The sequence below is a fragment of the Bilifractor sp. HCP3S3_D3 genome (assembly GCF_052063915.1).
Lineage (GTDB): Bacteria > Bacillota > Clostridia > Lachnospirales > Lachnospiraceae > Bilifractor.
The window spans coordinates 13,852-36,899 of sequence record NZ_JBQHWP010000019.1 but is presented as its reverse complement, the minus strand read 5'-3'; the positions used below and the strand labels follow the sequence as shown (position 1 = coordinate 36,899).

Here is a 23,048-nt window from a genome sequence, read left to right as displayed (position 1 = left end):
GATCACCTGCCTTCCGCGACAAGAACCGTTTCATATCCGGTCCGGTTCCCGTTCTCAAAATACGAATGCGGATGAATCATGTGGTCCTCTGCAGTCGCATCCAATGAAGACAAATACCGGTCCTCGTGCATGATTCCCCGCTGCACCGCGGCATATCCATAGCGGCTGCGGATATCGGAGACCATGCGGTCCGCCCGCATCTGCCGCTCGCGGGATTTCTCGTTCACAAACAGGGAGAGCTGACGCGGCCCGTTCTCCGGTTTCAGATCACCGACGCTGATTCCGATACTCCGGATCGGCTTCTCCCAGCGGTACAGGCGCTGGAAAACCAAAAAAGCCGCCTCCTCTATCTCGCCGGAGATATTGGTGGGCACCGCAAGCTTTTTCTGCTGATGGTATCCCCAGAGATCCTTATCCCGAACGTAAACCGAGACCACCTGTCCCTCAAAATGATTCTTCCGGAGCCGCTCCGATACGCTCTCCGATAACAGATACAGCACCAGCCGGACATCCTCATTATTCACGAGATCCCGGGGCGTGGTTGTGCTGTTCCCGACGCTCTTGACCGGTGCCTCGATCCCGACATTGTTCACCGGCGTCTGATCCTGTCCCCGGGCAAATACAGAAAGCATTGCGCCGATCTTTCCAAACCAGTTCTGAAGATAATGCGGATCTGCTTCTGCAAGCTGTCCGATCGTGCGTATGCCATACTTTGCGAGCTTCTGACCGGTCCTTCTCCCGACATACAGGAGATCCGACACCGGGAGAGGATCGATCAGCTTCCTGTAATTATCACGGTCAAAAACCGTAATGGCATCCGGCTTCTTGTAGTCACTGCCGAGCTTCGCGTAAATCTTGTTCCAGGAAACGCCGATGCTGACCGTAATGCCGAGTTCCCTGCGAATCCTTCTGCTTATCTCCTGAGCGATCCGGTATCCGTTTTCAATCGTCCTCGTGTGATCTCCCAGAATCGCACAGCTCTCTGTCAGATCGATCCAGCATTCATCCAGTCCAAAACTCTCCACCTTGTCGGAGTATTCCTGATAAATAGCTCTCGCCATCCGGGAAAAACGAAGATAGAGATACATTCTCGGCGGAACAAAGACAAGATTCGGGCAGCACTGCCTCGCCTGCCAGAGCGCCATGCCGGTCTTCACTCCCTGCCGCTTCGCGATGTAGTTTGCGGTAAGGACAATGCCGTGCCGCTCCTCCGGATCCCCTCCGACGGCCAGCGGCTTTCCGGCAAGCTCCGGATGATACAGCATCTCCACTGATGCGTAAAAACAATTGCAGTCCACATGCAGAATAATCCGATCTGACACCTTTTCTCACTCCCCCCTGTCTTTTCCCGGTCCTGTTACCGGGAAAGAAAACTACCGATCCGTATAATAGCATCGCTTTTTCTCTGTACATCCAATATAACGGCATACCTGTTGCCCTGCACAGCCAATATAGCACTATTTTGAGCGGAAATAAATGGTCGTTTCGGCCCGTTTTTCTTTTATGAATAGATTTTTGCTTGCTATATGTGGGGAATGGTGATACTATGTAGACATACGAAACAGACTGTCTGTCGGCAGTCTCCGCGATAAACTGACAGATTTCAGAACCGGGAAAGCAAAAGAAAGAGGTGTCACATGGAAAATATCGGCGCAATCATCACTTCCTACCGGAAGAAAGCGCACATGTCACAGATTGAACTTGCGGACAGACTTCAGGAAGACGGCATCGATGTCAGCTCCAAAAGTATTTCCGCCTGGGAAACCGGAAGGAATGAGATCTCCGCGCGGATTTTCCTGCATGTGTGCCGGATCCTGAAGATTCCGGACTGTCTCGAGGAATACTTCGGCAGCAATCCGAATAACCCACTGACCATGCTGAACGACGAGGGAAAGCAGAAGGCGCTCTCCTACATTGATCTTCTGACTCATCCGGTCAGCTACGCCAGGAAATCAAATGTAATACCGTACCCGCCGGCTCCTTCCGACAGCCTTTCCATGATCCGGCTGCGCCTCTACGACGCAAGGGTGTCCGCCGGTCGCGGAGATTTTCTCGATTCCGATTATTACACGACCATCGAGGTACCCGCCACGGAAGCGGGGGATGCAGACTTTGCCGTTACGATCCACGGGGATAGTATGGAACCGGTTTTCCATGATCACGACATGGTTTACGTGCACCGGCAGGAAACGCTGACGGATGGAGAAATCGGGATCTTCTCGCTGAACGACAATGCCTATATCAAGAAGCTGAAGAACGACGATGAGGGGACCTTCCTGATTTCCCTGAACCAGAAGTACGAGCCGATTCCGGTTCATCTTGACCGTGATTCCTTCCGCATCTTCGGAAGGGTCTGCCGTGCCATCCGGTAACATGACACACCGAAAGGGGAAAAGCCGGGTCCGTTTCAGCATTCATCCGCATGCATGTGCCGCTTCACATGCTATGGACGCGGCACTCTGCCAAAAGGATTAATCCGTCAGAATTTCAAGAATGAGGTGTTGCATTATGCTCAAAAAACCGAACAACCTGTTGGAAGCCCGAAAATCCACCGGTCTTTCCCGAACCAGGGCCGCTGAGGATCTCCAGCTTGACCCGAAAACGCTCTACCGGTATGAAAACGGAACACAATGCCCGAATGTCTATACCGCGATGCGTCTCTCGGACTATTATCAGCGGAGTGTAAAGGAGTTGTTTCCTATGGAATAGGGCCCGGACATGGAATAGAGCCCGGACAGCCTGTGCACCGCTGGAACCGGGGCACAGCAGCTGCCCGACAAAGCACTCTCAAAGAACGATTTCTACAGCTCATTCAGCAGCTGCGGAATGTTTTTCTTACCGAAGAGAATCTTCTCTCCACCATTTATGACAAGGCAGGGGACGCTCATCACATTATATTTTTGCTTTAACTCTCCGAAGTGATTGAGATCATACACTTCGGCACTGACAAGCGGGTTAAGCGACGCGATCCGCTGCGCAGCAGTTACCAGTTCCGGGCACATGGTGCAGGAGAGAGACACCAGGATCTGCATGTGTATGTCACGTTTTATCCCGGCGATCTTTTCCCGAAGCTCCGGATCGATTGCCTGTCCCGGCCCGGATGCATTGTAGAGCCCGAGAACAAAAGAGGTGAACTCATGTCCGCCCGGGACGCCATGGAATGCAAGACCGGTCGGGGAATGATCCTCCTGCAGAATCCGGACAAACGGGGTGTCTTCTGATTTTTCATCCGATACGATCACCGACAGCTTATCCGTCTGACCTGCAAGCTCGTCCATATAGGATTTCAGCTCTTCAGAAACCGGACGATTGTCTGAATGGAGCTCCAGAATCAGTGGTTTCTCCATTTTGGCAAAGACACTTGAAAGCTGCTGTCTGATCTCATCGGATAAAAGTCCAGTCTGCCTTGAAACCCCGCTGCCTTCCCCGGAATCTGTGCCGGAATCGACAACCTTATGCACGGAGGCTCTTGCCGCCGGGCGTTCTGCCTTTCTTCCGGTTTTCTGCTGCATGACTGAGATATACTTCTCAAGCTCGGTTGCTGCCAGAGCACCATCTCCGGTGGCCGTCACAACCTGCCGCAGCGGTTTGATGCAGACATCTCCCGCCGCATACAGACCTTCTGCACTTGTTTTCTGGTTTCTGTCGGTTACGACATATCCCTGTTCATTGAGCTCGGCAAGATTCCGGATTAATTCTGTGGACGGCAGGTATCCGGCAAACACAAACACACCGAAAGTATCCCCGTTTTCCGGCGTATAGACAGTTCTCTTACCGTTTTTTATATTCTTCCAGCTAATGGTTCGCAGAACCGAATCTCCCGTCACGCTTTCCACTTCCGTATTTGTGAGGACGGTGATCTTGTTGTTGCTGCGTGCCGTATCCGCTGCAGATTTTGCGCAGGTAAAATCATCCTCACGGATCAATATTGTTACATGCGAAGCGTATTTAGTCAGGAATACAGATTCTTCTGCGGCAGCAAAGCCGCCTCCAATCACGAAGATCTCCTTCCCGCTGAAGAATTCACCATCGCATGTCGCACAGTATGCGACACCATGTCCCTTGTACTCAGCTTCACCACGGAAGCCGATCATTCTCGGGTGCGCACCCGTGGCCAGAATTACACCAAGACATTCCAGCGTTCCCTTATCCGTCTCCACCTTGCGGATTTTGCTTGAAAAATTGAGGGATGTCACTTCCGCGCTCATGAACTCACATCCAAAGGCCTCCGCCTGTTTTCGCATGCGCTCTGTCAGTTCCCTTCCGCTTACCGGTCCGCTTCCCGGAAAATTAACGACCTCTGACGTTATCGTGATCTGTCCGCCGAAGGTCTCTTTTTCCACTACAAGAACCCGATAACAGGCACGTGCCAGATAAAGGCCGGCGGTCAGGCCCGCAGGCCCTCCGCCGATTACAACCGCATCATAAAAGTTTTTCTTTTCCACAGGCATCCGCCTCCTTTACAATGCTCCAACCAGGTCAAGGGTCGGTTTGAGAGTCTTCGCTCCCGGCTGCCATTTTGCGGGGCATACCTGATCTCCGTGCTCCGCAACAAACTGGCTCGCCTGCAGACGGCGGAGAAGTTCATCCGCATTACGTCCGACATTCCCGGCATTTACCTCATAGACAACGATTTTTCCCTCCGGATTAACGATAAAACTGCCACGCTCTGCCATTCCATCCGCTTCAATCAATACATCAAAATCCTTCGCAAGAGCATGCGTCGGATCCGCCAGCATCGGATAGGTGATTTTTCCGATCCGATCAGAATGATCGTGCCATGCCTTATGTACAAAATGGGTATCGCAGGAAACAGAATAGATTTCGCAGCCAGCCGCCTTAAAATCCGCATATCTGTTTTCAAGGTCCTCAAGTTCCGTCGGGCAGACAAATGTAAAATCTGCCGGATAAAAGAAGAATACGCTCCATTTTCCCATAATATCTTTTTTCGTGACGGTTTTGAATTCTCCATTCACATACGCCTGTACAGAGAAATCGGCTACTTCCTTGTTGATTAATGACATGTGTGTTTCCTCCTTTGTAATATCGATCTAAAAATTATTAGTTTTGTCTAACTATTGCTTTTATTGAAAGGCAGATGTCTCAGACACCTGCCTGATTCAATACAAATTATAAGTGTTGCGGATCCTGTGCTTTCTGCGGCGTCTCCTGTCTGCTCCTGCACGCATCGCACAGATGATAAAGTTTCAGATCGTAAGCGGAGACCGGGATCCCTGCCTTTTCCGAGAGCCATCCCGTCATGTCCGGCAGTGTCAGGTCAGTAAGCCTTCCGCAATTCATGCAGACCAGATGGTCATGTCTTGCACTCGTATCATAGCGGTCCGGGAATCCCTCCACACTGATCTTCCGGATCAGGCCCTTCGCCGTAAGGGCGTTAAGGTTGTTGTAGACCGTTGCAATGACCACGGATGGATATTTTTCCCTCAGCAGGAAGAAAATCTGCTCTGCTGTCATGTGTTTCCCGGCGGAACACACAATTTCCAGGATACTCTTCATATATCTGGCCAAAACACCCTCCTGAATCAGAATCCTAGAATTATTCCAAATCAGAATTATTCTGAATTAGAATTCTCCTGAATCAGAAATCGTTCTGAATTAGAATTATTCTAAATTTAAAATACAGGAAAGAAGCTTACTTGTCAACCAAAATTTTTTATATTATCTCCCCACCTAAGGAATACAGAAAAAGCCCCGGAAAGTAGTTTTCTGCTTTCCGGGACCTCGTTTCCTGTCATTCGATACCTTCTATTTTTCCTTCAGCTTTTCCTTCTATGTTCAGCACCCTCACATTGTTCGTCGCAATATACAATATGGCATTCACAATAATCCTTCACAACAGCTTTTTGCCTTTTCATCTTTTAATCTTCAATCATGCGAACCTTCACATGGTAGATTTTCTTCTCGCCCGGCTGCAGGAATTTCAGCATCCCATTTTTTCTCATGACATCTCTGCCATCCGGATAGCAGTTTCCGCATTCCAGGCCAAGCACATAATCTCTGACGCCCATCATTTTCCACTCTACAAAGCCGTCAAGCTCCGATGCGTCAAAGCTGATGCGGAGTCCCGCATGCAATTTTGGCTGGTAGATTTCCGCGATTCCGTTCTCATCTGAAAATTTGTGATAATAACAGCGCTCCTGATACCCTGCTGTCGGCTTCTCCATATGCATCCAGTTTGCAATATCATCCGCTGCATGAGCGTCCCTCGGCTTCACTTCCACAGATGGAATTGTAATCACACTGTCCTCGTCCAGAAGCGGATAACCCATGTTCATATGATACAGAACTTCCATCGGCTCCACCCTGTCACCGGTATTTGTGATACTATCGCAGATCTCAAACTCATTCGTTTCCGTGGACACGTGGATCTCCCGTTCCAGTCTCAGTTTTCTGCCGAAAATCTGCTCATCCTTTGTCACCGTATGAACAACCAACTCTCCGCCTTTTTCAAAAAAATATGCCTGTTCGCAGGGGCAATTCGCAATGGACCCGTGCAGAGGCAGTTCTTCTCCCTCGTCCGTACACGGACTCCCTACCGCCTGCAGCCCGCAGGTGGTAAGAAATCCGGCAGTAAAAGAGGACAGCCAGTTACTGCCTGTACGGTCATAGTAGGCCGGTGCCACATAGCCGCACGGAGACATATAACTCATATTAATTCCTTTGAAGCGGAGTCTTGTAATATCCCCATTTCGGTCCGGAGAAATGACAAGCTCCAGTCCCTTTCCGTTATTCACCTCAAACAGGCGCATTCCATCGCCCTTTCCGCCTGACAGACGGTGTTCTTCAATCCCATATAGCTGGGAATCATGTCCGATATATGGATTCATTCTTATCCGCTCCTACATCAATGGTCTGACTGCATGATATACCTGTCGATATCTCTCATATATCTTCTGATATCTCTCATGCATCTCTTTTCTCGGCACATAAGTCACAGTTTCTTCTACCATGTGAGCAGCCGCATCCGCAAGATCAGAAAACAGGCCGATCGCCACTCCTGTCAGCATGGCGCTTCCAACTGTTCCCGCATCTGCAGTTTTCAATGCCGTCATCGGAAGGTTCAGCATATCCGCCTTCATCTGCATCCAGACAGCAGAGTGCGCGCCGCCGCCTGTCGCATGTAATTTCTGAAAATGAATTCCGGAATGCTTCAGTGCCTGCAGGTTCAGGTACATTTCATAAACTACACCCTCCATACAGCCGCGGTAGATGTCCGCTGCGGTAGTGGCCGTTGTGAGCCCCAATACCGCGCCCTTTGAACCCGTGTCCATATATGGTGTCGCGGCTCCCGCAAAATGCGGCAGAACCAGCAGTCCGCTCGGTTCCTCATGATGAAGGCCGTCATACATTTTTTCAAGGTATTCATTTACCGAAATTCCCTGTTCCCCTGCCAGCTTCTTCTCCTCTTTCGCAATGGTCTCTACACACCACTGCATCAGCGCACCGCCGGTATACGAAAATGCATAAGCCACATATTTTCCCGGTATGACATACGGTACAACGGAAAAATATCCCTCATACATCACATCAATGTCCGGCAGCTCATCGTAAATCGGAGTCAGACACTCTACCGTTCCGGCTCCGTCAACCGCAACCGTCCCGTCAAATGCTCCTGCTCCGACTGCCGCAGCCACCTGATCATGGCTGACGGATACGATTTTCGTATCCGTCGACAAGCCCGTCATCTGTGCGGATTTCTGTGTAATCACTCCTGCTATGGTGCCCGAAGGTACCGGTTCAGACATCAGATTGCTGTCAATGTCTGCCGCCTCAAATATATCCCTGCTCCAGCAGAGATTTTTTATATCGAAGGCCATCGTGCGGGTGGCAAGAGAATAGTCAATCTGCGCCTTTCCGGTCAGATGATAAACCACATAGTCTCCCATCAGAAAGATTCTCCTGGTTGAAGCGTAAATCTCCGGACAGTGTTTTTTGATCCACATTATCTTGGAAATGCTATACATCTCATGCGGTCTCAGTCCTGTAATATGCGCAATATTATGCCCGCCAAGCTTCTCGATCAGTTCCCGGCACTCTTCCTGCCCTCTCGGATCTGTATACAGCATTGCCGGATGAAGCGGATTTCCCGCCTCATCCACGCAGACAAACGTCTCTCCAAAGCTTGTCACACCGATTCCCGCAATATCCGGGTACTTTTCAGCCATCTCCCGAATGGATGCATACACGGCGCCCATAATGGCCGAAGCGTCAATCTCATGACCGGTGACCGCGCGCGTCACCGGGTAATCGCGATAAGCTTTCGCCAGATACTTTCCCTGATCATCGAATACCGTACACTTGCATCCGGTCGTTCCGATGTCTAATCCTGCTATCTTCATACGATTTCCTCACTCAAAATACTGTATAAGCTCTTCGAAAACGCAGACGGGGCTCGTCGCACGCGAAGCGCGCGTAAGAGACCGGATGCGATTTCGAAGGCAACAGGTATGAGGATGAAGCGCGAATGCGCGAAATCCGAATGCCTGTAGGATTGCGGGAGTGCGAAGCACGGAGCAATCCGTAGCTTATACAGTATATGTCACCATTTATTATATGGGGTTGATAACCTCTTCGAAAACGCAGACAGGGCTCGTCGCGCGCGAAGCGCGCGTAAGAGACCGGATGCGATTTACTGATCAATGTCAACCCACTCATAACCGAGATATGTAGTGAAAGCCTCTTTTAAGATCTCCTTCATATGGCCGACACCTACACAGGTATGGTGCTTGAAGCCGCCCTTCGCAAGCTTAATCATTTTATCCTGCATATTATCTATGGCACAGACGCCCGCGCATCCGAAGTATGCATCCTCGATCGGATCATCGGTGAATTCTGCCTCTGTGGCGTAGATAACCACCTTTCCATCCACGGTTAAGCAGTTGGAAAGCGTTGTTTTCATCGGACGGATACGGCCTTCGTTTGTTCCCCATCCGGATCCCGGATCCCCTTTCGCAAACATCTTGTGTTCGGTAACCGTACCTTTCTTTACCATAAGGCTCTGGGCAGTCGATCCGCAGTGGAACAGAATTACCTTGTTCTCATCATCTCCGTAGTTATTGTTCCAGTCAAGGACTGCCGTAGGCTGCTCACTTGCGAGAGCCATTGCCCGCATGGATATCGCGGAAGTCAGATCAATCTCACAGGAGGTCACGATGCCGCGGTCATTCAGCTCCGAAAGGAGTACACACGGACAAACACGAAGAATTGTCTCCATCTCATTCCAGCAGCGAATCGCCAGCGCATCCAGATGATACTCTTTGATGTATTCATCAATGACAACCGATATCTTAGCCAGAGTATTCTTGTTTTTCTCCGGAACTTTGCTGAAGTCCGCATATTTCATCAGGCTTTCTTTCTTAGCCAGAACGGCAGCATCCGTATCGGATTTGTTATTTACTTTATATATCAGTTCTGAAAGATCAAAGCACTCTACAGTAATGCCGTTTTTCTGCAAACCGATCTCATCAAATCTGGTTGTCTTGAAGGCAGTGGTTCTCGCCCCGATGCATCCGATCGTGAATCTTTTCATTCCATTCACCACACGGCAGATCGCGGCAAAGTCACGTAAATTCTCCTGGAACTTTTCAGAAAGCGGATGAACGACATGTGGCTTCAATACGGTAAACGGTACCTGATACTGCGTGAATACATCGGTAACTGAGAATTTTCCGCAGAACGCGTCTCTTCGGTGGGCAAAATCCATTTTCCCGATCTCATCCGGATATGCCTGCATTAAGATTGGCACTCCGGCATCCCGCAGCGCAGTGATCGCCCCGTTCTCATCCGCAAAGATCGGCATAGAGAAGATCACTCCGTCGTACTCTCCCTCATGCTCCTTTAACCATTTTGCATAAAGCATTCCCTCGTCTCTTGTCTCAATACCGCCGAACCGGGTAAGTCCGGCATCCATCGCGATATAGTCATAACCCGCGTCTGTGACAGCTTTGATCATATCCTCTCTTGCGCCGTAGATTAACTCTCCCGGCATGAAACCTCTGTTACAGAACGCCAGCGCAAATGTCATCTTTTTTCCCATCACTCTGTCCTCCATTACATTCATTAACCTTCAATCCATGAACCCTTTCATCCATGAATACTTTCATCCTTAACCTTTAGCGTTTAAGCCTTTAATCTGCTAACCTTTTCATCGGTCAGCTCTTTAATCCATCAACGCGAACATTTTCATTGCGGCCTTTACGTTTTCCTTCATGGCATCCCGTCCTGCCATGCTGATGGATGAGAAGAAAATCGGTTCATCCGATTTCAGTGTTTTCAGATAGGCCGCGGCCGCGCTTCCGCCGGATTTATCCATGTATGTGAAATAATTTACTTTTCTTACGCCGGCTTTTACTGCCTTTCCGTAATCTTCCCTGCTCACCCCGGAGCCGCCGTGCATGACTACCGGAATGTTGTTCGTAAGAGCTCTGACATTTTTCACAACATCAAAGTCCAGCTTCGGCTCTGTCAGATAAATGCCGTGTGTGGTACCGAAAGAGCATGCCAGCGCATCAATTCCGCTTTCCTCCACAAATATCTTCGCCTGTTCCGGGTCGGTATAAATCTTGGTTTCATCCGCTTCTCCCGTATCATCTCCTGCTCCGGACTCTCTCCTTCCCATGGACCCAAGTTCAGCTTCTACGGATGCGCCTGTCCTGGCTGCCATGGCTACTGCCTTTTTCGTATTCTTCAGATTTTCCTCATATGGAAGCGTCGAGCCGTCATACATGATGGAAGAAAAGCCCAGATCAAGCGCCTGCTGCAGATATTCCAGAGTCTCACCATGATCCAGATGCACACACACCGGAACTTTGGATTTCTTCGCCACTTCTATCATAATCGGTCCGATCAGGTCTAATGGGATCCACGGTTCATGGCACTGCGCGAACTGAATGATGACCGGAAGATCAAGCTCCTCTGCCGCTTCTGTCACTGCCTGTAACGCCTCAAGATTCGGTGTATTAAAAGAGCCGACAGCAATTTCTTTTTCTTCTGCTATTTTCATTACATCATTTAATGTTGCTAACATGAGAACCTCCTCCTGTAAACTTTTTTCTGTGGTTTGTTATCCTCATCATAGCTTTTCCGGCGCCGGTTTTATATAGAAGTCTGTTCATTTTACTTTGAATTTGTTCGCTGATATAATAAAATAAGTTCGCCGATATCCAAAATATTCAATTGATAAATGATATCTGTTATGAAAAGCGAGGTTAAGGAAAGCATGATTTCTACTTTCAATCGGACAAAGCTGAATTCCCTTCTCCAGGATTTTTACCGGCTCACGCCAATCCGTATTACCGTCTTTGATGATCAGTTTACAGAGCTGGCCTCCTACCCGGAGCACATTGCGCCGTTCTGCCAGATCATCCGCACGGATAAAGAAGGATATGAGAACTGTAAAAAATGTGACAGACAAGCCTGCCTGCGCGCCGCGAAGCAGCGATCCCCATACACCTACCGCTGCCATGCGGGCCTCACGGAAAGCATCACACCGCTATATCTCGGAAACATTATCATCGGCTACCTTCTGTTTGGTCATGTGTTTGCTTATCCCTCCCATGAAACGGGATGGAAAATAATCGAAGAACAGTGCAGGAATTACAAGGTGGATAAAGAACTTCTGAAAAAAGAGTGCTTTTCCATGCCGCTTCACTCAGAGGCTTATATTACCTCTGCCTCCCACATTCTCGAGGCAGTTGCAAGTTACCTCTGTCTGGAGCGCATGGCGAGCCTGCGCAAGCAGGAACTTCCCGTACAAATTGACGAATATATTCAGGCTCATTTTCTGGAAGACCTGACGGCTAAGGATATCGCTGAGAAATTTGGAATTGGCAGAACGCAATTATATGAGATTGCAAAACAGAATTATGGTACAGGGATTGCAGAACATATCCGGATCTTAAGAATGGAAAAGGCGAAACAGCTTCTGGAAGACAGAAGTCTTCCTCTGGCTGAAATCGCCTCTCAGTGTGGATATAAGGATTATAACTATTTCATTACTGTGTTCAAACGTACCGCAGGTGTATCACCCAAAAAATATCAATCCATTTTCACATCAAATCGCCTGCAAAATCATTAATTTTTCCACGCTGCTTCCGAGCGCCCTGATGCAGCCCATGTCAGGATTTGTCTCTTGAATGCGGACGCCGGGAAGAGGAGCAGAGATTCCATTCCGGCAAAACCTTCAAAACAAATAACAAAATAGCGGGCTGTTTTCGAAAGATCTTTTGACCTCTTTCGAAAAAAGCCCGCTTTTATTAAAGATTAAATGTCAGCAAAGTACAGGGTAACCGATTCTCCGCATCTTCACCGGATTTTTATTCTTCAAAAAATACTCTCTTTGAAATATCTTCCGGATCCTTGGGCCCCGGAAGTTCCGCAATACCACCGAAAGGCATCTGCGCAACCAGCTTATAGCTGTCCGGCAGATGGAACATCTCGCGCACAGCATCATCAATAACCGGATTGTAATGCTGGATATTAGCTCCTACTCCCAGTTCTCTGAGACCCGCCCATACAGCCAGCTGCAGCATACCATTGGATTGATTTGCCCATACCGGGAAATTGGGCGCATAGAGAGGGAACTGCTCCTGCAAGCCCTTTACCACCGCCTCATCATAAAAGAACAGAACGGTTCCGGCTCCCGCGCGGAATCCATCTATTTTCTCCCTCGGCACCTTTCCTTCAAATACATCATAAATTCTGTCCCAAAGCTTGTCCTGTTTCTCACCCAGCACAAGCACGACTCTCTGGCTGTGCATATTAAACGCATCCGGCACAAGTTCCGTCGTTTCCGCGACAAGTTTTTTTATCTCATCTGCAGATACGGGAAGCTCTTTTTTCAGTGCATAAACGGTTCTTCTTTCCTTCAGTGATTCACGTATACTCATTTTAACCTCTTTTCTCCGTAAAGGATTGACCCGATACGGGCTTTCCATTTTTTCCGTCAGGCTGTTTCCGTTTTCCTTTTGTCTCGTATTTTGCCATAGATTGAACACCATACGGCTTGGCAGGAGCCACGCAAGGAGCGAAGCAACCAACAACAAGATCAAGCTGATCATCCGGAAGACATATGGATTTTGCAGCATCCAGAACATGCTGGGTATGGTCTATTTGTAAAACATCCGGTAACAGTTTGCATCTCTTCGATATATTTCTAGTGTCCCCTGTCAGCTGCATGGTTCTTAGCTGCTTTCTTTCCGGGAATTTCTGTGCGCACGAAAACAAATTCTGTATCCGACGAGCGGTCAGGATCAAAATGGTAGCCGCTCCAGTTAAATGCTTTCATCTGCTCCGGGGCTTCGGCATGGATGCCTGCCATAAATCGAACCATTTCGCCCCTGGCCATTTTAGCATATACGCCCTTCTGGACAATCTTGCCTCCCTCCGGCTCACCGAAAACACAGGTAATAAACCGGTCCTCAGGCTTCAGATATTTTTCCAGGCACCTGGAATATTCCTTCGAAGCCAGATTAATGATGATCCCGCTCTCGTCCCGCACTTCCCGATAAAGACTGTCACCCCAGAAGTCATACAGATTCTTATATTGGTCAAATGATACCTTTGCCTTCATTTCCAAACGGTACGGTACCACACCGTCCAGAGGCTTTATGACACCATAAAAGCCGGACAGGATGCGCAGATGCTCCTGTACATACGCATACTGACCATCTTCGAATACAGCAGGTGCCATATAAGTGTACTGAATCCCGTCATAAGCAAGAATCGCAGGCGTAAGATTCTGCCGCAGATCCATATGATGAAACCGCTCGGAGTTCTGAAGGGCGATCTTATCGTTACAGGTCCAAAGTACCTTCTGCTGCTCATAGGAAAGACCCCTGATCCAGACCATTAGTCTTTCTGTTTTCTCAAGAAACGGCGGAAGCTCTGTACACGTAAAGGAATCCGTGTCCACCCGCATCTGCTTCGCCGGAGAGATGATGATCCTCATGACAATTCGTCCAGCATCTGTGCAGGATTGTCGGCAGCCTTCACCTTACCGAAGGCTTTCACAATGATGCCATTCTCATCGATCAAGTAGGTCGTCCGGACAACACCCATCGAGACCTTGCCGTAGTTCTTCTTCTCTTTCCAGACATCGTACGCCTGGATCACTTCTTTTTCGGGGTCCGAAAGCAGAGTGAACGGCAGGCCGTACTTCTCCTCAAATTTCTTATGCGAAGCAACACTGTCCTTGCTGACGCCGAGAACGACGGCGCCCTTCTCCCGAAACTGCGGATACAGCTCGCCAAACCCGCAGGCCTGCCTGGTACAGCCTGCCGTCATATCTTTCGGGTAAAAATACAGAATTACCTTCTCTCCACGATAGTCCGAAAGGCTGTGCATCTCTCCATTCTGGTCCGGCAGAGTAAAATCCGGTGCTTCTGTTCCAATATTCAACATCTTACATTCCTCCTATTGCATAATAAAGTCAGCTTACTGCTCCTGAAACTGCCTATCTGCCCTGGCCAGCCAGGAATCCACATGAAAGGAAAAATGATCAGGCATTAAAGCGAAATTCCAAGTTATCTGTCGCCTGTTCACCACTATATTTGCCGCTGAAAATCCCTCCGTTCTGATTCTTGTCGGAGGGATTTTCCATTACCCGAGTTCGCAGTCATTGACCGCCTGCGCATCTCGATGGTTACATAAGTAATCCTTTTGATTTCAAATCTGAAAAAATCAACTTATCAACCGGAGAAATTATGTCTTGATCAGAACTGGTCAACCATCGCAGTTCTTCTATTTCTGAAGCTGCTTTTAATTCTCCCTTGAATTCTGCCGTGTAACAAGTCATGCGAACAACTACTCCCTCGGCATGTCCATGGGCCTGTGCTTCAAATACTCCGTAGAGTTTTGCTGTTTCAGGCTTGATGTTCACTGACAACTCTTCCTTGATTTCTCTAACCAACGTTTCTATATCCGTCTCGGTGCCCTCACGTTTTCCTCCCGGAATATACCATGTGTCCTTGCCCTTCGACCTTGAGCTTAAAATTTTTCCATCTGACAAATATAGATATGCGATCTTATCAATCATGTGAATTCCCCCATAACAATGTCCATTTCTCATGGATCTTATTGTATCATGAATTTCGCAAAACCTTCACTTGTAAAATCTGTAAAATATCTTCCGTTTCTATATCCATGGAATTCTCCGTACGTAAATGAAGTATACATGTAGCCGTCATCCTTTGTTGCCCGGATCATCTTCCGCACTACATCGCTCAGCTCTTTCTGCGGGAGAAACAATATCGTCGAAACTGCCTCCTCTCTGAACCTCTTTCAGCATATCTGTCAAATTACACTCCACCGTAATTCCGGTAGTTCTGTCATGAATTGAAGCATCCACATGATCGTCTGCCATCTGAGCAGACTAACCAGAGCGCGAACTGGAAGAAGGATGATTCGGAATATCAACAGAAATATGAACCCAATTATGCGAAATACCTTCATATCTGATTATAAGAGACCGAACGGGAAATACCGAACACTTTCGTGTCAGAATTTCTGACATGAAGGTTTTTGTTGACCAATCCGGGACTATGACTCTCGCTTTGTTTCGCCTGATTATAAATCCATGCTGTCAGGATTCAACAGGAAGTCAAAAACACTCATCACCAACACACCTTCTTCATTGTAAAGCGGTGCTATGGCATCTTTTGTGATTATGATTTTCTTGAACCCATCGCCTGTATTGACCAGAGAGCGTTGTTCCTGCTGCATTTTCTTTTCATCATGCATAGCAAATGCCGACTGAATATAGTAACGTTTGGAACCTTTATTGCAGACAAAATCAATCTCTAGTTGCTTTCTTATTTTTTTACCTGTCTGATCTGTTTCATTCATCACAACGACGCCTACATCGACGTTATATCCTCTGACTTTCAGTTCGTTGAAAATGATATTCTCCATCGCGTGTGTTTCTTCGACCTGTCGGAAATTTAATCTGGCATTTCGAAGACCCAGGTCCGTGAAATAATACTTGGATGGTGTATCAATATATTTCTTACCTTTTATATCGTAGCGAATTGCACTGTCAATCAGGAAAGCGTCTTCAAGATAATCGATATAGCGTTTGATCGTCATCTTACTGATAGTCGTATGTTTTACGCTCTTAAAAGTTGCACACAGCTTGCTTGGATTCGTCAGAGAGCCGATGGAAGAGGACAGAAATATAATGATACAAAAATGCGGATTCCGCATTTTTGTCCATCTTATATAAATTGACGTTTTGCACCACCTGCAAACGAAACGCAATTAGTTGATATCCAGATCCGCAGTGACCTGATAGTAATCGCTGGCGTGAGCGGTATAACCCGTCACATTGCTCTTGGAAATCATGTTCATTTGCAGAAAGGAGCAGAAGACAAAGGCGTTGTCATCGAGAATCGCCTGCTGCAGGCGTACGGCCAGCTCACCCCGTTTGGCGGTGTCGAACTCGGTTGACAATTCTTCAATCATAGCACTGACTTCCTTGTTCTCATAGGCGCCAAAGTTGTAGCTCATACCGGGCATGCAGCTGGTGGTAAAGAAATACTGAGGATCACCGGACGGGGCGGTGACCAGAGCGGAGGCATAAATGTCCCAGCTGTTCATATCAGCAAGGAACTCCCGACGGTTGGCAGTACAGTTGATGTCCACATCCATGCCGATCTCCTTCAGGGCAGCCTGAACAGATTCGGCAAGCAGAGGCAGCTCCTGACGGCTGGGATAGGTCAGCCATCGAATGGACAGCTTCACGCCGTCCTTCTCCCGGATGCCGTCGCCGTCGTTGTCCACCCAGCCGGCTTTTTCCAGAACTTCCTTTGCTCCTTCAGGATCGTAGTTTTCTGTAGTAACCTTCTCCCCGCCAAAATTTGAGAAGCCGTTGGGGAATGCGCCATTGGCGGGAACGCCGTGGCCATCCAGCAAGGTCTTCACAAAGCCTTCCTTGTTGATGCCCATGGCAATGGCTTTCCGAACGGCCGCGTCCTGAATGATGGGGCTGGTCATGTTCATGGAGGCAAAAAACGCCCGTGAGGTCTGAATGGAGGAGAACTGATAGTCGTCGTTTTCAAAATTGGGGTAAGCCTCGTATGCCATACCGTAGGCGGCGTCGATGTCTCCAGCCTGTAAAGCGGCGGACAGGGTATCGCCGTCGGACAGAGTGCGAATGGTCAGCTCGTCGATCTTGGGGGTGCCGTTCCAGTAGTTTTCGTTCTTGGTCAGTGTCAGGTGATCGTCCGTGACCATATCCTTCACCACATAGGGACCGGTGCCAATAACGATTCCTTTATCAAAGTCGCTGGCATCCACATCGATGATGCAGCCGTAGGGATCGCCAAGATAGTTCATAAGGGCGGGGTTGGGTTCGCTGGTGATAATGGTCAATACCTGACCGTCCGCCTTGATATCCGTGATCTTTGTGTCGCTGGGAGCGCGATCGTGGTTCGCAAGTAAATGTTCAAGGCACTGCTTCACCGCATTGCCGTCCATTTTCCGTCCGTTGGAGAAGGTAACGTTATCCTGCAAGGTTATGGTCCAGGTGCAGTTACCGTCATTTTCCCATGACTTTGCCAGCCAGGGTTCCAGCTCCATGGTGTCGGTGTAATGCACCAGCGTCTCACCGATACCATAGCGGATGCAGGCCCAGCCGTTGTAGGTGCGATGAGGATCGACGGTTTCCTCCCAGTTTTCAGAGTTGAAGGTGGTGTCGCCGATGGTCATAACTTTCCTGTCTGCGGAGGCTTTCTGCCAGGAAGCATTGCTGCCACTGTCAGCAGCAGGTGCCTGCGCCGGAGCGCTACTGCCGCAGCCAGTCAGCAGAGAAACGACAAGACAGGCAGCCATAATCAGGGAAAACGGCTTTTTCATTTTATAGTTCCTTTCTTCAAGTGCAATATATGGAAGCCAGTCAACCGGACCGGTACCAATGGATGATATTACAGAACACTGTCGATCAAACGTTGCGTGTAAGCATTCCTGGGATGTTGAATGACCTCGTTGGGGGTACCCTCCTCCACAATGCCGCCGTGATACATCACCAGCACCCGGTCACAGAACTGCTGCACAAGAGAGATGTCGTGGCAGATGAACAGGATGGACAGGCTGTTTCCCTGTTGGGAACGAAGCTCATTCAGCAGTTCCAATATTTCCTTCTGAACAGTCACATCCAGCGCGGAGGTGGCTTCATCACAGATGAGAATCCCCGGCTTCACAGCAAGAGCTCGGGCGATGGCCGCTCTCTGGCATTGTCCTCCGCTGACCTGATGGGGATAGCGATCCGCAAAGTCAGCAGAAAGCCCGCACTTCCCCAGAAGCCGCTCCACTTCCTTGCGTGTTTCCTTACGGGACATTCCGATATTCCGCAGACTCTCCCCAATGCCGTCGCCCAGAGTCCGGCGAGGGTCAAAGGAATCTGTGGGAGTCTGGAACACCATCTGCATTTTCCGGTAGACCTTACGAAGTTCCTTGCCTTTCAGATGGGTAATCTCCGCACCCTCCAGCAGAATCCTCCCTTCTGTGACATCCAGCAGCCTGGTGATCAAATTCACTGCAGTCGTCTTGCCGCTTCCGCTTTCACCGATAATACCTAAGCACTCACCAGGACTGAGTTCAAAGTCAATCCCGTTAACCGCAGTAAAATTCTCCTGCCCGCTGCGGGAGAAGATCTTTGTGAGATTTTCAACTTTTAAAATCGGTTCCATCTCATTTCCTCCGTAGTCTCGGCACTGCGGAAAGAAGCTGTCGGGTATACTCTGCCTGTGGGCTCCCAAGTACCTGACGGGTGTCGCCATACTCTACGGCTTCCCCGTTCTTCATCACCAGTATCTTATCTGCCATGGCCCTGATAACCCCTATGTTGTGGGTCACCAAAATCATGGCCGTACCGTAAGTCTTTCTCACCAGCAGCATCTCGTCCAATACCTGTTTTTGCACCGTCACATCCAACGCGGAAGTCGGCTCGTCCGCGAACAATATGCCGGGATTTAAGAGCATTGCCGCCGCAATGCCCACCCGCTGCTGCATTCCGCCGGACAGCTCAAAGGGGAAGCTCTCCAGCACCCGTTCTCCGTCTTCAAAGCCCAGCTTTCCCATCAGTTCCATGGCACGCCGGTGAAATTCTTGTTTTGAAATCTTTCCATGCTCGGTCATCGTCTCGTAGAGCTGTGCGCCGATGGTGCGAATCGGGCAGAAGGAGCTGCCCGCGCTCTGGAAGATCATGCCCAATTCCGGTCCGTTGAGTTTGCGAAGTTCTTTAGCGGGCAGATCAGGAAGATTTTTTCCCTTGTACCAGATGTCGCCCCGGGTCACCATTCCGGCATCGCCCAACAGACCCATGGCGGCTTTAATCAGGGTGGATTTTCCGCAGCCGCTTTCGCCTGCAATGCCAAGAATTTCACCGGGCTCCAGGGTGAAGCTCACATCCTTTACAGCCAGAAAGCCATTATAGGAGATACCTACATGGTCATATCGCAACAATTCTGCCATACCGTTACCTCCCCTTGGGATCTGCGTAGTCCCGGATTGTGTCGCCCAGCAGGTTGAAAATCATAACAGAAAGGAAGATCGCGATACCGGGAGAAAAGGTAATCCAGGGAGAGGTGGTCATCAGGCCCCGGGTGTCGCTCATCATGCTTCCCCACTCCGCAATGGGCGGTTTCGCACCCAGCCCTAAGAAACTCAGTGCCGCCAGCTCGATCATCATGGTGCCAATATCCAGCACGGACGTCACCAGAATCGGACCGATGATGTTGGGAAGGATGTGCTTGAAAATGATCTTGCCCGTGCTGCTGCCGGAGAGCTTTGCCGCCTTCATCCAGACTGTTTCCTTCCGGGCAAGGGTCTGGCTCCGGGCGATCCGGGCATATTTGGGCCAGGAAATCACCGCCAGAGCGATAATGGCATTTTGTAATCCACCTCCCAGCACACCCGCTACCGCCAGTGCGAACACCAGTCCGGGGAAAGCAAGAAACAGATCGGAAATCCGCATAAGCACCGTATCCAATGCTTTGCCGTACCAGCCGCAGACCACGCCCACAGCGGTTCCTAAAGCGGTGATGATCGCAACCAGCAAAAGGGTGGAAAAAATACTGGTTCGGCTGCCCACTATAACCCGGGACAGCATATCCCGTCCGTAGCGGTCCGTGCCCAGAAGATGCTCCGCACAGGGCGGCTGTTTGGCGATGCTCAAATTCTGCAAATAAGGGTCATAGGGAGCGAGATACTCCGAGAAAAGGGAGCAGACAATTAACAGCGCAGCGAGTGTGCCGAAGACGATAAGACGTATTTTTACGCTGCCTTTTTTGATTTTCTGCTTCCGTATGGTAACTTCACGCATCCGCACGCACCCCCAGTCGGATTCTCGGATCAAGGGCATGGTAAAGCAGGTCTGTGATCAGATTGACCAATACGTAGATGATTGCCATCCAGACCACATAAGCCTGAATCATGGGATAGTCACGCATGGTGATGGCATCCACCGCCAGCTTCCCCACGCCATCCCACATAAAAATACTCTCAATAATCGCCGTACCGCCCAGAAGACTTCCGATGGACAGAGCCAGCAGCGTGATGATGGTGAGCATGGAGGATTTCAGCACGCTTTTCCAGAGGATAACGGAACTGCGGACACCTCTCGCCTTTGCGCCGATGACGTAATCCTTGTTCAGTTCCTCCAGCACCGCAGCCCGCACCTGCCGCATGTACTTGGCAGACATGGCAATGGCAAGAGTCAGGGTAGGCAGCATGGCGCTCTGGATACTCAGTCCCTTGGAAATAACGGGAAGTATTCTCAGTTTGATGGAGAAAATCTGCATGAGAAGCAGCGCCACGAAGAAGTTGGGAAGGGAATTTCCCACGAAGCTGAAAAAACGCAGAACGTAGTCTGTCAGCTTATCATGGCGCACCGCCGTCAGAACCCCCAGCGGAATGGAAATGACCACCGTCATGGCTATAGACAGCGCGGTAAGGAGCAGCGTCGCCGGGAGCTTTGAAATAAACGTCTGAAATACATCCTTCCCGGATATATAGCTCACGCCCATATCGCCCCGCATCATACCGCCCACCCAGGCAAGGTACTGGACGAGAAAGGGCTTATCCAGACCAAGCTCCGCCCGCTTCGCGTCAATGATCTCCTGTGATACCGCACCCTTGTCGCCATAGAGCTCGGTAATAGCATCGCTGCCGGCCGCGCGCATCATAGCAAAAGACAGAAAAGTGATGCCAATTAGGACAGGTATCAATTGTAAGAATCTGCGTAAAACGTATTTCTTCAAATTGCAGCCCCCACTTTACAGCCCTCCACCAGGAACATAGGTGTGGAGGCATTGTTGATCCGTTCTTCTCTCGTCCAGACCTGCTTCCAGATTTCCGTATCGGCATTTGCCTGCATTCCCATCCCCCGAAGCACATCCAGATCCCACGCAGGGCGATGAATCCTGGAAAGCGGGGTCTGACGGGCGATGGCTTCCATGGCATCCACATCCGTTCCGGCAGTTTCGTCCCGGACATCTGAATCCTGAAGGTTCTTCCTGTCCAGTGCGTGTGCTGCCTGGTCATTCTCGTCCCAGAGGTAGCGGTACCAGTTAGCGTCAAAATTCAGGAGCAGCCCGCCGGGTTTCAGCACCCGCATCCAATGGGCATAGGCTTTCTCCGGGTTTGGCAGATTCCATGTGACGTTCCGGGTCACCAGCACATCAAAGGAAGCCGCCCGGAAGGACAGTTCCTCGGCATTCATCTGCCGGAAATCGATCTTCTCAGCCAACATCCCTGCGTTGCGCTTCGCTTCCTCCAGCATGGAGGCGGTATAGTCCACCGCTGTCACCTGATAGCCCAGCTCCGCCAGAATAATGGCGAAGAAACCCGGGCCGGTGCCTACATCCAGCACGCGGATCCGCTTCGGGTTGGTATTGGGAAACCGGGCGGCAATGCGCCGGGAGATCAGCCCTCGCCATACCGTTTTCTGGCTGGTTGCCAGCTCCTCCTGATTGACCCCGGAGTAACCGGAAGCCCTGTTTGTCCAGTAGTGGATATTTTCTTCTTCATAGGTTGCAAACTGTTTCATGGCAAAAGTGCCTCCGATTTCTTATTTCTGAGCTACAATTCCAAACATGGGGGCGGCAGTCAGATCCAGTTCTCCCAACAGACGCTGACCAACGTGTGTGTCCGTCTGACATTTAACAAAACCCGTTCTTCTCAAAAGCTGCGCATCCCACGCCGGTCGGGATTTCCCAATGTCCATCGAAAGCGTAATGTCGTCATTTTCCTTCTGTAAGACATCCGTCATACCCACATGACCATACGGGCTGTCCGGGGCAACCTTTCGGTTCTGAATGCTATGGCTGCGCACATGAGAAGCGTAGTCCGCATCAAAATTCAAAAGCACCCCGTCGGGTTTCAACACTCTAAACCACTCGGCATAGGCGCTGTCCGGATCAGGAAGCGTCCATGTAAGATTCCGGCTGATGACCACATCAAAAGAATCATTGGGATAATCCAAATTCTGAGCGTCCATTTCCCGGAAAGTGATATCGAGATTCCGCTGTTTTGCCAGAATCCGGGCTTCCTCCAGCATGGCAGGGGTAAGATCAATTCCCTCCACACGATGCCCCTGCTCCGCCAGAAGCACAGCGAAAAAACCAACGCCGGTGCCCACGTCCAGAATGTCCAGCTTTCTCCGCTCCGGCAGGAACCGTTCGATCTCATGGAGCCACCTTTGCCCCATTTCATTTCTTAGCTCGTTCTTACGCACGGTTCCAAAATCGTGGGAACGCTGTGTCCAGTATTTCTTCACACGTTCTTCTATTTTCACATCCATATTTCCATCCTTCCTCCGACAATTCACCATAAGAAATCATTGGCTTCCCCTTTTCTTGCCTGATGAATTAACGGCCGGTATTATTGGTGTAACAAAAATTTTCCTTTTACAGAAGCCCCCTCGGGGGATGAAATTTTTACGACAAAATTGGCCGCACCGGTTTCGTTTCCGGTGCGGCCAGAAATCCTCTGCCTGCTCAGGTAAAGCGAGATAAAACACGCTGCGCGAGTTT

23 protein-coding genes and 1 pseudogene are annotated in these 23,048 nt (G+C 49.7%); 4 read left to right on the top strand and 20 right to left on the bottom strand.

Annotation, left to right across the window (positions count from 1 at the left end; translation table 11 throughout):
• Positions 1-2 precede the first annotated feature (2 nt).
• Entirely contained in the window at positions 3-1,322 is a 1,320-nt protein-coding gene (gene dinB, locus ACTNDI_RS11300) for a DNA polymerase IV (RefSeq protein WP_441101082.1), read from the bottom strand.
• Between the two features lie 315 nt (positions 1,323-1,637).
• On the opposite strand from dinB, the gene ACTNDI_RS11295 reads away from it, so the two are divergent.
• Together ACTNDI_RS11295 and ACTNDI_RS11290 are read left to right on the top strand one after the other, a co-directional pair.
• Positions 1,638-2,372, top strand: coding sequence for an XRE family transcriptional regulator (locus tag ACTNDI_RS11295; RefSeq protein ID WP_441101081.1), 735 nt, complete (start codon positions 1,638-1,640; stop codon positions 2,370-2,372).
• A gap of 136 nt (positions 2,373-2,508) precedes the next feature.
• Positions 2,509-2,709 (top strand): helix-turn-helix transcriptional regulator, encoded by a 201-nt coding sequence (locus ACTNDI_RS11290; RefSeq protein WP_441101080.1) that lies wholly within the window; start codon positions 2,509-2,511, stop codon positions 2,707-2,709.
• Between the two features lie 92 nt (positions 2,710-2,801).
• Here ACTNDI_RS11290 and ACTNDI_RS11285 read toward each other — a convergent pair whose 3' ends face one another.
• The 7 genes from ACTNDI_RS11285 to ACTNDI_RS11255 form a co-directional block, all read right to left on the bottom strand.
• Positions 2,802-4,451, bottom strand: a complete 1,650-nt coding sequence (locus ACTNDI_RS11285; protein WP_441101079.1) for an FAD-dependent oxidoreductase — start codon at positions 4,449-4,451, stop codon at positions 2,802-2,804.
• A gap of 9 nt (positions 4,452-4,460) precedes the next feature.
• Positions 4,461-5,024, bottom strand: a complete 564-nt coding sequence (ahpC, locus tag ACTNDI_RS11280; protein WP_441101078.1) for an alkyl hydroperoxide reductase subunit C — start codon at positions 5,022-5,024, stop codon at positions 4,461-4,463.
• 106 nt (positions 5,025-5,130) lie between these two features.
• Positions 5,131-5,529 carry a Fur family transcriptional regulator gene (locus ACTNDI_RS11275; RefSeq protein WP_441101077.1) on the bottom strand — a complete coding sequence of 133 codons (399 nt, stop codon included), beginning with the start codon at positions 5,527-5,529 and terminating at the stop codon, positions 5,131-5,133.
• A gap of 350 nt (positions 5,530-5,879) precedes the next feature.
• Positions 5,880-6,848: an aldose 1-epimerase family protein gene (locus tag ACTNDI_RS11270; protein WP_441101076.1), complete on the bottom strand. Its 969-nt coding sequence runs from the start codon at positions 6,846-6,848 to the stop codon at positions 5,880-5,882.
• A gap of 12 nt (positions 6,849-6,860) precedes the next feature.
• Positions 6,861-8,360 carry an FGGY-family carbohydrate kinase gene (locus ACTNDI_RS11265; RefSeq protein WP_441101075.1) on the bottom strand — a complete coding sequence of 500 codons (1,500 nt, stop codon included), beginning with the start codon at positions 8,358-8,360 and terminating at the stop codon, positions 6,861-6,863.
• A gap of 290 nt (positions 8,361-8,650) precedes the next feature.
• Positions 8,651-10,057, bottom strand: a complete 1,407-nt coding sequence (locus tag ACTNDI_RS11260; protein ID WP_441101074.1) for an L-fucose/L-arabinose isomerase family protein — start codon at positions 10,055-10,057, stop codon at positions 8,651-8,653.
• 123 nt (positions 10,058-10,180) lie between these two features.
• Positions 10,181-11,047, bottom strand: coding sequence for a class II fructose-bisphosphate aldolase (locus ACTNDI_RS11255; RefSeq protein WP_441101073.1), 867 nt, complete (start codon positions 11,045-11,047; stop codon positions 10,181-10,183).
• Between the two features lie 168 nt (positions 11,048-11,215).
• Between ACTNDI_RS11255 and ACTNDI_RS11250 the strand changes: the two genes are divergently transcribed.
• Positions 11,216-12,097 carry a PocR ligand-binding domain-containing protein gene (locus tag ACTNDI_RS11250; RefSeq protein WP_441101072.1) on the top strand — a complete coding sequence of 294 codons (882 nt, stop codon included), beginning with the start codon at positions 11,216-11,218 and terminating at the stop codon, positions 12,095-12,097.
• Positions 12,098-12,335: 238 nt separating this feature from the next.
• On the opposite strand, the gene ACTNDI_RS11245 is transcribed toward ACTNDI_RS11250, so the two are convergent.
• A complete protein-coding gene (locus ACTNDI_RS11245; RefSeq protein WP_441101071.1) occupies positions 12,336-12,908 on the bottom strand; it encodes a nitroreductase family protein in 573 nt (190 codons plus the stop codon).
• Between the two features lie 25 nt (positions 12,909-12,933).
• Between ACTNDI_RS11245 and ACTNDI_RS11240 the strand changes: the two genes are divergently transcribed.
• The gene (locus ACTNDI_RS11240; protein WP_441101070.1) at positions 12,934-13,137 is read left to right on the top strand and encodes a transposase; all 204 of its coding nucleotides are present in this window, start codon (positions 12,934-12,936) and stop codon (positions 13,135-13,137) included.
• A gap of 37 nt (positions 13,138-13,174) precedes the next feature.
• Here the strand turns inward: ACTNDI_RS11240 and yaaA are convergent, their stop codons facing one another.
• From yaaA to ACTNDI_RS11185, 11 genes and pseudogenes are all read right to left on the bottom strand, one after another.
• A complete protein-coding gene (gene yaaA, locus ACTNDI_RS11235) occupies positions 13,175-13,969 on the bottom strand; it encodes a peroxide stress protein YaaA (protein ID WP_441101069.1) in 795 nt (264 codons plus the stop codon).
• The gene (gene bcp, locus ACTNDI_RS11230) at positions 13,966-14,421 is read right to left on the bottom strand and encodes a thioredoxin-dependent thiol peroxidase (RefSeq protein ID WP_279198689.1); all 456 of its coding nucleotides are present in this window, start codon (positions 14,419-14,421) and stop codon (positions 13,966-13,968) included. The genes yaaA and bcp overlap by 4 nt, the downstream gene beginning before the upstream one ends.
• A 241-nt stretch (positions 14,422-14,662) precedes the next feature.
• A complete protein-coding gene (locus tag ACTNDI_RS11225) occupies positions 14,663-15,055 on the bottom strand; it encodes an NUDIX hydrolase (protein WP_441101068.1) in 393 nt (130 codons plus the stop codon).
• 530 nt (positions 15,056-15,585) lie between these two features.
• Positions 15,586-16,200 (bottom strand): annotated as a pseudogene (locus ACTNDI_RS11220) (ATP-binding protein); the annotation flags it as partial.
• 75 nt (positions 16,201-16,275) lie between these two features.
• Entirely contained in the window at positions 16,276-17,871 is a 1,596-nt protein-coding gene (locus ACTNDI_RS11215) for an ABC transporter substrate-binding protein (protein ID WP_441101067.1), read from the bottom strand.
• Positions 17,872-17,939: 68 nt separating this feature from the next.
• Positions 17,940-18,704 carry an ABC transporter ATP-binding protein gene (locus ACTNDI_RS11210; protein WP_441101066.1) on the bottom strand — a complete coding sequence of 255 codons (765 nt, stop codon included), beginning with the start codon at positions 18,702-18,704 and terminating at the stop codon, positions 17,940-17,942.
• A 1-nt stretch (position 18,705) separates the two neighbouring features.
• Positions 18,706-19,488 (bottom strand): ABC transporter ATP-binding protein, encoded by a 783-nt coding sequence (locus ACTNDI_RS11205; RefSeq protein ID WP_441101065.1) that lies wholly within the window; start codon positions 19,486-19,488, stop codon positions 18,706-18,708.
• Positions 19,489-19,492: 4 nt separating this feature from the next.
• Complete coding sequence (nikC, locus tag ACTNDI_RS11200; RefSeq protein ID WP_441101064.1) at positions 19,493-20,338, bottom strand: nickel transporter permease; 846 nt, start codon at positions 20,336-20,338, stop codon at positions 19,493-19,495.
• A complete protein-coding gene (locus tag ACTNDI_RS11195; protein WP_441101063.1) occupies positions 20,331-21,275 on the bottom strand; it encodes an ABC transporter permease in 945 nt (314 codons plus the stop codon). Before ACTNDI_RS11195 ends, nikC begins: the two co-directional genes overlap by 8 nt.
• Complete coding sequence (locus tag ACTNDI_RS11190; RefSeq protein ID WP_441101062.1) at positions 21,272-22,063, bottom strand: class I SAM-dependent methyltransferase; 792 nt, start codon at positions 22,061-22,063, stop codon at positions 21,272-21,274. Before ACTNDI_RS11190 ends, ACTNDI_RS11195 begins: the two co-directional genes overlap by 4 nt.
• 21 nt (positions 22,064-22,084) lie before the next feature.
• Entirely contained in the window at positions 22,085-22,816 is a 732-nt protein-coding gene (locus ACTNDI_RS11185) for a class I SAM-dependent methyltransferase (protein ID WP_441101061.1), read from the bottom strand.
• Positions 22,817-23,048: the final 232 nt, after the last annotated feature.